This is a genomic window from Serratia grimesii (assembly GCF_900186025.1).
Lineage (GTDB): Bacteria > Pseudomonadota > Gammaproteobacteria > Enterobacterales > Enterobacteriaceae > Serratia > Serratia grimesii.
Genome location: NZ_LT883155.1, coordinates 453,223 through 466,705 on the forward strand (window position 1 = coordinate 453,223; position 13,483 = coordinate 466,705).

A 13,483-nucleotide genomic window follows, 5' to 3' on the forward strand; every position below is an offset into this window, starting at 1 on the left:
CCTCAGTTATTCTGATAAATATCCCGGTACAAGCGGCTTTCAAAACGCACCAGCGGAGCGCGGCGCTGTTTTTGATCTTCCGGTGGTACGGCATAACCTGACAGATACTGCACGAATGCAAAGCGCTGACCGCTAGCGGTCGTAATAAACCCGGCCAGATTATATACGCCTTGCAGCGCACCGGTTTTTGCAGAAACCTTACCGTCAACACCAGCTTCGTGTAACCCGCCGCGGTAGCGCAGGGTACCGTCGTAGCCCGACAGCGGCAGCATCGAAATAAAGTTCAGCTCATTGTCATGCTGCGCAATGTACTGAAGTGCCTGCATCATGGTCGCTGGGGCCAGCAGGTTATGGCGTGACAGGCCTGAACCGTCCACCACGATGCTGTTGCCCAAATCGACACCGGCTTTCTGACGAAGTACCTGACGTACAGCATCAGCACCGGCACGCCAGGTTCCTGGGACACCAAAGCGTTCATGCCCGATCGTCCGGAACACGGTATCGGCGATCATGTTGTCCGACTTCTTCAGCATGATCTTCAGTAGTTCGTGCAGTGGTGCCGACTGCGCTTGTGCGATCACGGTCCCTTTAAGGCCCGGCTGGGTCTGGCGCTTCAGGTGACCGTCGATCTGTATGCCAGCCTGTGTCAGCTCATCTTTCAGGATGGCTCCGGCATAGCTGGCGCCATCTTGGATGGCGAAGGCCAACGGCAGTGGATCGCTACGTTGGGTCAGGCAGCCGGTCAGAGTAAAGCGATTTAGCTCACCGGGTACAACATCCAGCTCACAGTATTGAGCGTCTGGCGACCCTTTAGCCAGTGTACGAACCTGGCTGAACATATTGACCGGGTAATAAGAGGCCACGCGAATAAAAGCCATATCGCCCGGATTTGGCGCGCTGTACAGCGACACCGAGAAACAGTTTCGGTCGACAATCGCGGCTGCCGGCGGTGCGCTAAAACACTGCGTCAGGTCGTTCCACGGCCAACCAGGGGCTTTATCATGGCTGGCGAATACTGACGTATCGACCAGCACATCACCGGTAATTTGGCGCACACCCTGCTTTTTCAGGATGGCGACCATATTGCGCAGACTCTGGCGCTTAAAGGTCGGATCGCCGCTGAAGCGAGCAATCAAATTGCCGCGCAGTATGCCGTCGCTGATATCACCTTGGCTCTCCAGCGTGGTCGTGAAGCGGTAATCGGGGCCGAGCTGCAATAATGCAGCCAGCGCGGTCAGTACTTTTTGGGTACTGGCCGGTAACGCCATTTGCTGTGAATGATAATCGATGGTCGGCGTATCGGCGCCGATCTTCTGAACTACCAGGGCAAGGTTGGCCCCATCAGGCAAATATTGTGTGTAATCTTCAACCGGGGCCGCATTCGCATTTAGAACAAATGCGCAAGCCAATGCACTGACAATTCGTGAAAAACGCATAATCTCGGTATAACAGCTGGATAACGTGCCGTCATACTACGGTGCATTCAGGGAAAAAGTAAACGATGACCCTCAAGGAACTCTACGCTAAAATGCGTATCAAAATGCAAAATCGATCCTGACTTGGGCAACTGTTCCGAGTCAGGCTTCTTTTGTTTATCGCCTGGAGGCGGCGGGCATGTACCCTCCGTTTTTTCATACGAACACGTCAGGATGACGGCTATTTGAACAGGAAAGATTTAGAGGTATTTACACGATGAAACAGATTCCGATGACCTTGTTTGGCGCTGAAAAACTGCGCGAAGAGCTCGAATATTTGAAAGGCGTGCGCCGTCCGAAAATCATTGCGGATATCGCTGACGCCCGTGAACACGGCGATTTGAAAGAAAACGCAGAGTACCATGCCGCTCGTGAGCAGCAGGGGTTCTGTGAAGGGCGTATTCAGGAAATTGAAGCCAAGTTGTCGAACGCGCAGGTGATCGACATCACCAAGATGCCAAATAATGGCCGCGTGATTTTTGGCTCCACCGTTTCGGTGATGAACCTGGATAGCGAAGAAGAAGTGACTTACCGCATCGTTGGTGACGATGAAGCCGATTTCAAGAAAAATCTGATTTCGGTTAATTCTCCAATGGCGCGCGGTTTGATCGGTAAAGAACAAGACGATGTGGTCGTGATAAAAACACCGGGCGGCGATGTCGATTATGAGATCTTGAAGGTTGAATATCTCTGAACATTCGCTATTCGTTCAGAAATTCGCCAGGGTTTTGTAAAGAAAGGAAAAAGGCCGCACGCGGCCTTTTATCTGAATCAGGTGCATGGCACCTTTTCGTTAACCCAATGCTTATTAACGCGGTAGACTGATCTTGCGCTCTTTAGATGGGCGGTAAAGAATAAGCGTACTGCCGATAACTTGTACGTTGCAGGCACCCGTTTCACGCACGATAGCGTCGGCGATCAGGGTTTTGGTTTCGCGATCTTCAGCAGCGATTTTTACCTTGATCAGCTCATGATGCTCCAGAGCCTGTTCAATTTCAGCCAGCACCCCTTCGGTGAGACCGTTATTACCCAGCATGACAACCGGTTTTAACGGATGCGCCAGGCCTTTCAGGTGCTGTTTTTGTTTATTATTCAGATTCATTGTCTTTTTTGCTTAAGTTGGGATTGAAAACGGTACATTCTACCGCCATCTCATGTATATCACCAAATCGGTCTTCACCGGTGTGAGTCTACATGAGCAGCGAACCTGACATTAAGACTCTTTTTATGATAGTTGGAAAACGAGATGGCTAATAAAAAGCGTTCTGCTAGCTCCAGTCGCTGGTTACAAGAACACTTTAGCGATAAATATGTGCAACAGGCGCAGAAAAAAGGGCTGCGTTCGCGCGCCTGGTTTAAACTTGATGAAATACAGCAGAGTGACAAACTGTTTAAACCCGGCATGACCGTAGTGGACTTAGGTGCGGCACCGGGTGGTTGGTCGCAATATGTCGTGACTCAGATCGGCGGTTCCGGCCGCATTATCGCCTGTGATATTTTGCCAATGGATCCTATCGTTGGCGTCGATTTCCTTCAGGGCGATTTTCGTGATGAACTGGTGCTCAAGGCTCTGTTGGAACGTGTAGGTGAAAGCAAGGTTCAGGTAGTCATGTCTGACATGGCTCCGAATATGAGTGGCACTCCGGCCGTCGATATTCCAAGATCGATGTATCTGGTGGAATTAGCACTGGGAATGTGTCGTGATGTCCTCGCACCAGGCGGAAGTTTCCTGGTGAAGGTGTTCCAGGGAGATGGTTTTGACGAGTACCTACGGGAAATTCGCTCCCTGTTTACGAAGGTTAAGATTCGTAAGCCAGACGCTTCCCGCGCACGTTCGCGCGAAGTGTACATTGTAGCGACAGGGCGCAAGCTGTAGTACCCTAACGCTGTTTGTTAACACAGTTGTAATATGAGGTTAATCCCTTGAGTGACATGGCGAAAAACCTAATTCTCTGGTTAGTCATCGCGGTAGTGTTGATGTCTGTATTCCAGAGCTTTGGGCCCAGCGAGTCGAATGGCCGTAGGGTGGATTACTCTACCTTCATGTCCGAACTGACCCAAGATCAGGTTCGCGAAGCGCGAATCAACGGACGTGAAATTAACGTTACCAAGAAAGACAGTAACAAATACACGACCTACATCCCTGTCAACGATCCTAAGCTGTTGGATACGTTGTTAACCAAGAATGTGAAAGTTGTTGGTGAACCGCCTGAAGAGCCGAGTTTGCTGGCTTCTATCTTTATTTCATGGTTCCCGATGTTGTTGCTGATCGGGGTCTGGATCTTCTTCATGCGGCAAATGCAGGGCGGCGGCGGCAAGGGCGCGATGTCCTTTGGCAAGAGCAAGGCCCGCATGCTGACCGAAGACCAGATCAAAACCACGTTTGCTGACGTTGCAGGTTGTGACGAAGCAAAAGAGGAAGTGAGCGAACTGGTTGAATACCTGCGCGAGCCGAGCCGTTTCCAGAAGTTGGGCGGTAAGATCCCTAAAGGTGTGCTGATGGTTGGCCCTCCAGGGACCGGTAAAACGCTGCTGGCGAAAGCTATCGCCGGTGAGGCAAAAGTGCCGTTCTTCACCATCTCCGGTTCCGACTTCGTTGAAATGTTTGTCGGTGTTGGTGCTTCTCGTGTGCGTGACATGTTCGAGCAGGCGAAAAAAGCAGCGCCATGCATCATCTTTATCGATGAAATCGACGCCGTCGGCCGCCAGCGTGGCGCCGGTCTGGGTGGTGGTCACGATGAGCGTGAACAAACGTTGAACCAGATGCTGGTTGAAATGGACGGCTTTGAAGGCAACGAAGGCATTATCGTCATCGCTGCAACTAACCGTCCAGACGTGCTTGACCCAGCGTTGCTGCGTCCAGGCCGTTTCGACCGTCAGGTGGTTGTTGGCTTGCCAGACGTACGTGGTCGTGAACAGATCCTTAAGGTGCATTCACGTCGTGTGCCATTGGCTCCAGATGTTGATGCCTCTGTGTTGGCACGTGGTACCCCTGGGTTCTCGGGTGCTGATCTGGCTAACCTGGTCAATGAAGCCGCACTGTTTGCTGCCCGTGGCAATAAACGTGTCGTGTCGATGGTTGAGTTTGAAAAAGCCAAAGACAAGATCATGATGGGTGCGGAACGTCGCTCCATGGTGATGACTGAAGCGCAGAAAGAGTCAACCGCGTATCACGAAGCAGGCCACGCCATTATCGGCCGTCTGGTTCCTGAGCACGATCCGGTACACAAGGTAACCATTATTCCTCGTGGCCGTGCATTGGGTGTGACCTTCTTCCTGCCGGAAGGGGATGCGATTAGCGCCAGCCGTCAGAAGCTAGAGAGCCAAATCTCTACTCTGTATGGCGGTCGTCTGGCTGAAGAGATCATTTACGGGCCAGAGAAAGTCTCTACCGGTGCGTCGAACGACATTAAAGTGGCGACCTCGATTGCCCGCAACATGGTGACCCAATGGGGCTTCTCCGAGAAGCTGGGGCCACTGTTGTATGCGGAAGAAGAGGGCGAAGTGTTCTTGGGCCGTTCCGTCGCCAAGGCGAAACACATGTCTGACGAAACTGCGCGCATCATCGACCAGGAAGTTAAATCCCTGATCGAACGCAACTACATCCGTGCGCGTGCGTTATTGATGGAAAACATGGACATCCTGCATTCAATGAAGGATGCCCTGATGAAGTATGAAACCATCGATGCGCCACAGATCGACGATCTGATGAACCGTAAAGACGTGCGTCCGCCAGCGGGTTGGGACGATGCGGGTAAAGGCAGCAACTCCGACAATGGTGGCACACCAAAAGCCCCAACGCCGGTTGATGAGCCGCGTACGCCAAACCCAGGCAATACCATGTCTGAACAGCTAGACAAGTAACTTTAGCTGTGTAATAACATCGAACCCCGGCATGCCGGGGTTTTTTATTGCCCGGTGGGCAGTAAACCAGGCAATCAGGCAATAGTAAGGTGAATTAGCCATGCAGCTAACCGTGCGAGACATGACTCTCGATCTTTCCCATCCAAGGGTGATGGGGATCCTCAATGTAACTCCGGATTCTTTTTCTGACGGCGGCAAGCACAACCAGCTCAATCAGGCGTTGCTACATGCACATGCACTGATTTCGGCCGGTGCGACCATGATTGATGTGGGTGGTGAGTCGACCAGACCGGGGGCGGCAGAGGTCAGTGAAGAGGAAGAGATCGCACGCGTAGTGCCGGTAGTCGAAGCGATTGCTCAGCGTTTTGAAGTCTTTATCTCTGTGGATACCTCGAAAGCTGGGGTGATCCGTGAGTCGGCTCAGGCGGGCGCGCATCTGATCAACGACGTTCGCTCTTTGCAGGAGCCGGGTGCGCTGGCGGCGGCGGCAGAAAGTGGCCTGCCGGTGTGCCTGATGCACATGCAGGGGGAACCGCGCACCATGCAGCAGGCGCCGCACTACGATGACCTTATCGGCGATGTGCACGCATTTTTCCAACAGCATATCGAGCGTTGCCATGCTGCCGGAATTACAAATCAGAAATTGCTGCTCGACCCAGGATTCGGTTTCGGTAAGAATTTAGCGCACAATTATCAGCTTCTGGCCAGATTGTCAGAGTTTCATCGCTTCGGCCTGCCGTTACTGGTAGGGATGTCGCGCAAGTCGATGATTGGACAACTGCTGAATGTACCGCCTGATCAGCGGGTCATCGGCAGCGTGGCCTGTGCGGTGATCGCCGCCATGCAGGGCGCACAGATTGTCAGAGTGCATGACGTTAAAGAAACCGTCGAGGCGATGCGTGTCGTCGAGGCAACACTTTCAGCTAAGGGATGACAGAGACATGAGCGAGCGCAAATATTTTGGTACTGACGGCATTCGTGGCAAGGTCGGTGATAGCCCGATTACCCCTGATTTCGTTCTGAAGCTTGGCTGGGCGGCGGGTAAGGTATTGGCACGCCATGGTTCACGTAAAATTATCATCGGCAAAGATACCCGCATTTCCGGCTACATGCTGGAGTCTGCGTTGGAAGCGGGTCTCGCCGCTGCAGGTTTGTCTGCCTCCTTCACGGGCCCCATGCCAACGCCGGCGGTGGCCTATCTGACCCGGACCTTCCGTGCAGAAGCCGGTATTGTGATCTCGGCATCGCATAACCCGTTTTACGACAATGGCATTAAATTTTTCTCCATTGACGGGGCGAAACTGCCGGATCATGTTGAAGAAGCCATTGAAGCCGAAATGGAAAAGCCGCTGACCTGCGTCGAATCCTCAGAATTGGGTAAGGCTAGCCGAATCATCGATGCCGCTGGTCGTTATATCGAGTTCTGTAAAGGTACCTTCCCGAGTGAACTGAGCCTGAAGGGCCTGAAAATTGTGGTGGACTGCGCCAACGGCGCGACTTATCACATTGCTCCGAGTGTTCTGCGCGAACTGGGCGCCACGGTGATTGCTATCGGCGTTGAGCCGGATGGCATGAACATCAATGAAAAGTGCGGCGCAACAGACGTTCGTCAATTGCAGGAACGCGTGCTGTTGGAAAAGGCACATGTCGGTCTGGCGTTTGATGGCGATGGTGACCGCGTGATGATGGTGGATCACCTGGGCAACAAGGTTGATGGCGACCAGATTCTCTACATCATTGCCCGTGAAGGGCTGCGTCAGGGGCAACTGCGCGGTGGCGCCGTCGGCACGTTGATGAGCAACATGGGGCTGGAGCTGGCACTGAAACAGCTGGGTATCCCGTTTGCGCGCGCCAAAGTAGGCGACCGCTATGTACTCGAAAAGCTGCAGGAGCTGGGCTGGCGCATCGGCGCGGAAAACTCTGGCCACGTGATCTTGCTGGACAAAACCACTACGGGTGACGGTATTGTCGCCGGTTTGCAGGTGCTGACCGCTATTGTTCGCAATAGCATGAGTCTGCATGATTTGTGCAGCGGCATGAAATTGCTGCCACAGATTCTGGTCAATGTGCGTTTTGTCGGTGAACACAATCCGCTGGAGTCCGAGGAAGTGCGCAAAATCACCGAGCAGGTTGAAACTGAATTGGCTGGTCGTGGCCGCGTCCTGTTGCGTAAATCTGGCACTGAACCACTGATCCGCGTGATGGTGGAAGGCGAAGATGAGCAGCAGGTGACTGCGCTGGCGCATCGTATTGCCGACGCGGTGAAGTCTGCAGGTTAATTGATCATTACTGCGTTCGGGGGCACTTAGCGCCCCCGGGAATCACAGCCTGCGCATTTTATTGGTGTTTTTTTCTGCAAACGCGCCGGTGGCTGCAAATTGCCCTTGCGCGGTTTGGCGCCTTTGGTTAGTATTCACACCCGCTTCAGTGGGCAGTTTGATATAACGCCTGCGACTTCTTATTAGAAAAGAAGCCTATGGGGTGTGAAGCATTTGGCACGCGGTGAAGCCGCAAGGATACGGGTACAACTATGTACGAAGCTCTTCTGGTAATTTTCCTGCTGATCTCAATCGGGCTGGTAGCTCTGATTATGCTGCAGCAAGGTAAAGGCGCTGATATGGGAGCCTCATTCGGAGCAGGTGCATCTGGCACATTGTTCGGTTCGAGTGGTTCCGGCAACTTCATGACCCGCATGACGGCTGTGCTGGCGACGTTGTTCTTCGTCATCAGTCTGATCCTGGGCAATCTGAGCACCAACCAGAGCAAGAAAGGCAGCGAGTGGGAAAATTTGGGTCAGCCAGTGAAATCTGAGCAGACTACCGCGCCGGCAGCACCAACCAAGCCGAGCAGCGATATCCCGCAGTAAGCGCCAGGCAGTAACAGAGTTTGAAAACGGTTGTTGTTACCTCGATATAAATAACAGCCGTTAGCAGTAAGAATCAGTACCGAGGTGGTGGAATTGGTAGACACGCTACCTTGAGGTGGTAGTGCCCTAACGGGCTTGTGGGTTCGAGTCCCATCCTCGGTACCAAATCCCAGAGATAACTTGCAATTTTGCGATTATCGGCGTAATATTTGCCACGTTTTCGGACGCGGGGTGGAGCAGCCTGGTAGCTCGTCGGGCTCATAACCCGAAGGTCGTCGGTTCAAATCCGGCCCCCGCAACCACTTTCCTTTAAGTGTTTATTTTCAAATACACTTTTCGATTGAATTCCGCTTTTCTCGATCAACATTTGAAAATGACACTTGTTAGAAAGTTGCACCGAAGCCGCTTAGCGGCAAACAGGGTCCAGTTGCATAAAGCCCCGAATTTTCGGGGTTTTTTGTTATTTGGCAACAGAATCACTGGGCTATTAGGCCCTTTTTTTATGTCTTGGGGGTGGGCTTGTCCACATTAGAGCAAAAATTAACAGAGATGCTTTCGGCACCGGTAGAAGCGTTGGGCTTTGAACTTGTAGGCATCGAATTTATTCGTGCGCGCCAATCGACGCTCCGTATCTATATTGATAGTGAAAACGGCATCAATGTTGACGATTGTGCTGATGTCAGCCACCAGGTCAGCGCTGTATTGGACGTTGAAGAGCCAATCACAGTCGCTTACAACTTGGAAGTCTCCTCTCCTGGCCTTGATCGCCCGATGTTCACCGCAGAGCACTATACTCGTTTCCTCGGTGAAGAAGTCAGCCTGGTCCTGCGCATGGCCGTACAGAACCGTCGCAAATGGCAGGGCATTATTAAGTCTGTCGATGGCGAGATGATCACGGTTACTGTGGAAGGGAAAGATGAAGTGTTCGCGCTGAGCAATATCCAGAAAGCGAACCTGGTACCCCACTTTTAAAGTTTGGATGAGGCAACTAGGATGAATAAAGAGATTCTGGCTGTTGTTGAAGCTGTTTCCAATGAAAAATCCCTTCCGCGTGAGAAGATTTTCGAAGCGCTGGAAACCGCATTAGCCACCGCCACCAAGAAAAAATACGAGCAGGAAATCGAAGTTCGCGTCAGCATTGATCGCAAAACGGGTGATTTCGATACCTTCCGCCGTTGGGTCGCCGTAGATGAAGTGACTCAGCCAACGCGTGAAATCACGCTGGAAGCTGCACAGTATGAAGAGCCAGGCATTGAGCTGGGCGGGTACATCGAAGATCAGATTGAGTCTGTTACCTTTGACCGTATCACTACTCAGACCGCAAAACAGGTTATCGTACAGAAAGTACGCGAAGCTGAGCGCGCCATGGTTGTTGATGCTTTCCGCCAGCACGAAGGTGAAATCGTCACCGGCGTGGTGAAAAAAGTTAACCGTGACAGCATTGCGCTGGATCTGGGTAGCAACGCTGAAGCAGTGATTGGTCGTGAAGACATGCTGCCACGCGAAAACTTCCGTCCGGGCGACCGCATCCGCGGCATCCTGTACGCTGTTCGTCCTGAAGCCCGTGGTGCACAGCTGTTTGTCAGCCGCTCCAGCGCTGAGATGCTGAAAGAACTGTTCCGCATCGAAGTACCGGAAATCGGCGAAGAAGTTATTGAAATTAAAGCGGCAGCCCGTGATCCTGGCTCTCGTGCAAAAATTGCAGTGAAAACCAACGATAAGCGTATCGACCCTGTCGGTGCTTGCGTCGGTATGCGCGGTGCGCGCGTTCAGGCCGTTTCGAGCGAGCTCGGCGGTGAGCGTATCGACATCATCCTGTGGGATGATAACCCAGCGCAGTTCGTCATCAACGCTATGGCGCCGGCAGACGTTGCCTCGATCGTTGTTGATGAAGATAATTGCACTATGGATATCGCCGTTGAAGCCAGCAATCTGGCACAGGCGATCGGCCGTAATGGCCAAAACGTGCGTTTGGCATCCCAGCTGTTAAAACAACATCGTGACGATGACCGTTGGGAACTGAACGTGATGACGGCGGACGATCTGCAGGCCAAGCACCAGGCCGAAGCTCATGCCGCCATTGATACCTTCACCAAACATCTTGATATTGACGAAGATTTCGCCACCGTACTGGTTGAAGAAGGCTTCTCTACTCTGGAAGAGTTGGCTTATGTGCCAATCAAAGAGTTGCTGGAAATCGACGGTCTGGATGAAGATATGGTTGAAGCGTTGCGCGATCGCGCCAAAGCTGCATTGACCACGCTGGCCCTGGCACAAGAAGAAAGCCTGGGCGACCAAAAACCTGCTGACGATTTGCTCAACCTGCCGGGTCTTGAGCGCAGCATGGCCTTTAAACTGGCCGCGCGTGGGGTTTGTACGCTGGAAGATCTTGCCGAGCAGGGTGTTGACGATCTGGCTGATATTGAAGGGCTTAGCGATGAGCAAGCCGGCGAGCTGATTATGGCCGCACGTAATATCTGTTGGTTTGGCGACAACGCGTAATAAACTGTAGCAGGAAGGAACAGCATGACGACAGATGTAACCGTAAAATCACTGGCAGCAGAGATTCAGACTCCAGTTGATCGCCTGGTACAGCAGTTTGCTGATGCAGGGATTAACAAGTCTGAGACAGACTCTGTAACCCAACATGAGAAAGAAGCCTTACTGGCGCACCTGAACCGTGAACACGGTAGTGCGCCGGGTAAGCTCACGTTGCAGCGCAAAACGCGCAGCACCTTGAATATTCCGAGCACCGGCGGTAAAAGTAAATCGGTGCAAATCGAGGTCCGCAAGAAACGCACTTATGTAAATCGCGATACGCCAGAAGCCCAACAGGCTGAAGCGGCAGAGCAGGCACAGCGTGAAGCGGAAGAGCAGGCACAGCGCGCAGCAGAAGAGCTGGCGAAACGCGAAGCAGAAGCAAAGCGCGCAGCCGAAGAGCAAGCCAAACGTGAGGCCGCGGAGATTGCTAAGCGTAATTCAGCGGAAAAAGAAAAAGTGACGAATCAACATACCGACGAAATGACCAAGCCAGCTCAGGCAGAAAAAGCACGCCGTGAAGCCGAAGCCGCTGAACTGAAACGTAAAGCGGAAGAGGAAGTACGACGTAAGGTTGAAGAAGACGCCAAACGTGTCGCAGAAGAAGCGCGCCGCATGGCCGAAGAGAAAGGCGAAGAATGGGCTGCTGCTGAGAAAGCCAGCGCAGCGGTTGAAACTGCCGATTATCATGTAACCACTTCCCAGCACGCCCGTGCTGCCGAAGACGAAAACGACGCTAAAGTTGAAGGCGAACGCCGCAGCCGTACCCGTGGTGGTAAAGCAACCAAGCAGAAGAAAGGCAATAAACTTTCCGAGTCTAAAGCAGACCGTGAAGAAGCGCGCGCCGTGACCCGTGGTGGTAAAGGCAAGCGTAAGCCAAGCACTCTGCAACAGGGCTTCAACAAGCCGGCTCAGGTGGTTAACCGTGACGTTGTGATCGGCGAAACTATCACCGTAGCTGAACTGGCTAACAAGATGGCGGTTAAAGGCTCTCAGGTCATCAAAGCGATGATGAAACTGGGCGCAATGGCGACTATCAACCAGGTCATCGATCAGGAAACCGCACAGCTGGTTGCCGAAGAGATGGGCCACAAAGTTATCCTGCGTCGTGAGAACGAGCTGGAAGAAGCGCTGATGAGCGACCGTGATACCGGTGCCGCTGCTGAGCCACGTGCGCCAGTCGTGACCATCATGGGCCACGTTGACCACGGTAAAACTTCTCTGCTGGACTACATCCGCTCCACCAAGGTGGCAGCAGGCGAGGCCGGTGGTATTACCCAGCATATCGGTGCTTACCACGTAGAAACCGAAAACGGCATGATCACCTTCCTGGATACCCCAGGCCACGCAGCGTTTACCTCAATGCGTGCCCGTGGTGCTCAGGCGACTGACATCGTTGTTCTGGTTGTTGCTGCTGATGACGGCGTGATGCCGCAAACCATCGAAGCTATCCAGCATGCGAAAGCAGCGCAGGTGCCGTTGGTTGTTGCAGTGAACAAAATTGACAAGCCGGAAGCTGATCCAGACCGCGTTAAGCAGGAACTGTCCCAGTACGGCGTTATGCCGGAAGAGTGGGGCGGCGAAGCACAGTTCGTCCACGTATCTGCGAAAGCCGGTACTGGCATCGACGAACTGCTGAACGCAATCCTGCTGCAGTCTGAAGTTCTCGAACTGAAAGCAGTACGCAGCGGCATGGCCAGCGGTGTGGTTATCGAATCCTTCCTGGATAAAGGTCGTGGTCCGGTTGCTACCGTACTGGTACAAGAAGGTACGCTGAATAAAGGCGATATCGTTCTGTGTGGCTTTGAATACGGCCGTGTGCGTGCGATGCGTGACGAACTGGGTCGTGAAGTGACCTCTGCAGGTCCTTCTATTCCGGTTGAGATCCTGGGCCTGTCCAGCGTTCCTGCTGCCGGTGATGAAGCGACTGTTGTGCGTGACGAGAAGAAAGCGCGTGAAGTTGCGCTGTACCGTCAAGGCAAGTTCCGCGAAGTTAAACTGGCACGTCAGCAGAAATCTAAACTGGAAAACATGTTTGCGAACATGACCGACGGTGAAGTTTCTGAACTGAACATCGTACTGAAATCTGACGTACAGGGTTCTTGTGAAGCCATTATGGATTCACTGCTGAAACTCTCTACTGACGAAGTGAAAGTGAAGATTGTTGGCTCTGGTGTTGGTGGTATCACTGAAACCGACGCAACGCTGGCAGCTGCTTCTAACGCCATCATCCTGGGCTTCAACGTCCGTGCCGACGCTTCTGCACGCCGCGTGATTGAAGCAGAAAGCCTGGATCTGCGTTACTACTCCGTGATCTATAACCTGATCGACGAAGTGAAGCAGGCGATGAGCGGTATGTTGGCGCCTGAGTACAAGCAGCAGATTATCGGCCTGGCCGAAGTACGTGACGTGTTCAAATCACCTAAATTCGGTGCCATTGCAGGTTGTATGGTTACCGAGGGTAATATCAAACGTCACAACCCAATCCGCGTTCTGCGCGACAACGTGGTTATCTATGAAGGCGAGCTGGAATCCCTGCGCCGCTTCAAAGATGACGTTAACGAAGTCCGTAACGGCATGGAATGTGGTATCGGCGTTAAGAACTACAACGACGTGCGCGTCGGCGACATGATCGAAGTGTTCGAAATCATCGAGATCCAACGCACCATCGCTTAACGCTAGCACATCTGCTTAAGTCTGTTCTGGGGGGCCTTGTGCCCCCCGATTTGTCTGGAGAATC

At 52.8% G+C, this 13,483-nt stretch carries 11 protein-coding genes and 2 tRNA genes; 11 read left to right on the forward strand and 2 right to left on the reverse strand.

Annotated elements, in window-relative coordinates:
- Positions 1-2: 2 nt before the first annotated feature.
- Positions 3-1,436, reverse strand: a complete 1,434-nt coding sequence (gene dacB / locus SGBXF1_RS02100) for a serine-type D-Ala-D-Ala carboxypeptidase (protein WP_037423179.1) — start codon at positions 1,434-1,436, stop codon at positions 3-5.
- A gap of 256 nt (positions 1,437-1,692) precedes the next feature.
- Here dacB and greA point away from each other — a divergent pair, with 256 nt between their 5' ends.
- On the forward strand, positions 1,693-2,169 hold the full coding sequence (greA, locus tag SGBXF1_RS02105; RefSeq protein WP_037423174.1) for a transcription elongation factor GreA: 477 nt from the start codon (positions 1,693-1,695) through the stop codon (positions 2,167-2,169).
- Positions 2,170-2,283: 114 nt separating this feature from the next.
- On the opposite strand, the gene yhbY is transcribed toward greA, so the two are convergent.
- A complete protein-coding gene (gene yhbY, locus SGBXF1_RS02110; RefSeq protein WP_004933536.1) occupies positions 2,284-2,577 on the reverse strand; it encodes a ribosome assembly RNA-binding protein YhbY in 294 nt (97 codons plus the stop codon).
- 144 nt (positions 2,578-2,721) lie between these two features.
- Between yhbY and rlmE the strand changes: the two genes are divergently transcribed.
- The 10 genes from rlmE (at position 2,722) to infB (ending at position 13,419) form a co-directional block, all read left to right on the forward strand.
- The gene (rlmE, locus tag SGBXF1_RS02115; protein ID WP_012004940.1) at positions 2,722-3,351 is read left to right on the forward strand and encodes a 23S rRNA (uridine(2552)-2'-O)-methyltransferase RlmE; all 630 of its coding nucleotides are present in this window, start codon (positions 2,722-2,724) and stop codon (positions 3,349-3,351) included.
- Positions 3,352-3,407: 56 nt separating this feature from the next.
- Positions 3,408-5,339, forward strand: a complete 1,932-nt coding sequence (gene ftsH / locus SGBXF1_RS02120; protein WP_037423171.1) for an ATP-dependent zinc metalloprotease FtsH — start codon at positions 3,408-3,410, stop codon at positions 5,337-5,339.
- Positions 5,340-5,439: 100 nt separating this feature from the next.
- Positions 5,440-6,273, forward strand: coding sequence for a dihydropteroate synthase (folP, locus tag SGBXF1_RS02125; RefSeq protein WP_186427739.1), 834 nt, complete (start codon positions 5,440-5,442; stop codon positions 6,271-6,273).
- A 7-nt stretch (positions 6,274-6,280) separates the two neighbouring features.
- Positions 6,281-7,618 (forward strand): phosphoglucosamine mutase, encoded by a 1,338-nt coding sequence (gene glmM, locus SGBXF1_RS02130; RefSeq protein WP_037423165.1) that lies wholly within the window; start codon positions 6,281-6,283, stop codon positions 7,616-7,618.
- Positions 7,619-7,869: 251 nt separating this feature from the next.
- Positions 7,870-8,205 carry a preprotein translocase subunit SecG gene (secG, locus tag SGBXF1_RS02135; protein WP_020824951.1) on the forward strand — a complete coding sequence of 112 codons (336 nt, stop codon included), beginning with the start codon at positions 7,870-7,872 and terminating at the stop codon, positions 8,203-8,205.
- Between the two features lie 78 nt (positions 8,206-8,283).
- Positions 8,284-8,370, forward strand: a tRNA-Leu gene (locus tag SGBXF1_RS02140).
- A gap of 60 nt (positions 8,371-8,430) precedes the next feature.
- Positions 8,431-8,507, forward strand: a tRNA-Met gene (locus SGBXF1_RS02145).
- A gap of 217 nt (positions 8,508-8,724) precedes the next feature.
- Positions 8,725-9,177 (forward strand): ribosome maturation factor RimP, encoded by a 453-nt coding sequence (rimP, locus tag SGBXF1_RS02150; protein ID WP_004952852.1) that lies wholly within the window; start codon positions 8,725-8,727, stop codon positions 9,175-9,177.
- A 21-nt stretch (positions 9,178-9,198) separates the two neighbouring features.
- The gene (nusA, locus tag SGBXF1_RS02155; protein ID WP_012004946.1) at positions 9,199-10,707 is read left to right on the forward strand and encodes a transcription termination factor NusA; all 1,509 of its coding nucleotides are present in this window, start codon (positions 9,199-9,201) and stop codon (positions 10,705-10,707) included.
- Between the two features lie 24 nt (positions 10,708-10,731).
- Entirely contained in the window at positions 10,732-13,419 is a 2,688-nt protein-coding gene (infB, locus tag SGBXF1_RS02160; protein ID WP_037423159.1) for a translation initiation factor IF-2, read from the forward strand.
- The last annotated feature ends 64 nt before the right edge of the window (positions 13,420-13,483 follow it).

What these genes read in the sequence shown, in the direction of transcription:
- dacB (WP_037423179.1), bottom strand. Translation starts at nt 1,436, where the DNA reads ATGCGTTTTTCACGAATTGTCAGTGCATTGGCTTGCGCATTTGTTCTA.
- greA (WP_037423174.1), top strand. Translation starts at nt 1,693, where the DNA reads ATGAAACAGATTCCGATGACCTTGTTTGGCGCTGAAAAACTGCGCGAA.
- yhbY (WP_004933536.1), bottom strand. Translation starts at nt 2,577, where the DNA reads ATGAATCTGAATAATAAACAAAAACAGCACCTGAAAGGCCTGGCGCAT.
- rlmE (WP_012004940.1), top strand. Translation starts at nt 2,722, where the DNA reads ATGGCTAATAAAAAGCGTTCTGCTAGCTCCAGTCGCTGGTTACAAGAA.
- ftsH (WP_037423171.1), top strand. Translation starts at nt 3,408, where the DNA reads ATGGCGAAAAACCTAATTCTCTGGTTAGTCATCGCGGTAGTGTTGATG.
- folP (WP_186427739.1), top strand. Translation starts at nt 5,440, where the DNA reads ATGCAGCTAACCGTGCGAGACATGACTCTCGATCTTTCCCATCCAAGG.
- glmM (WP_037423165.1), top strand. Translation starts at nt 6,281, where the DNA reads ATGAGCGAGCGCAAATATTTTGGTACTGACGGCATTCGTGGCAAGGTC.
- secG (WP_020824951.1), top strand. Translation starts at nt 7,870, where the DNA reads ATGTACGAAGCTCTTCTGGTAATTTTCCTGCTGATCTCAATCGGGCTG.
- nusA (WP_012004946.1), top strand. Translation starts at nt 9,199, where the DNA reads ATGAATAAAGAGATTCTGGCTGTTGTTGAAGCTGTTTCCAATGAAAAA.
- infB (WP_037423159.1), top strand. Translation starts at nt 10,732, where the DNA reads ATGACGACAGATGTAACCGTAAAATCACTGGCAGCAGAGATTCAGACT.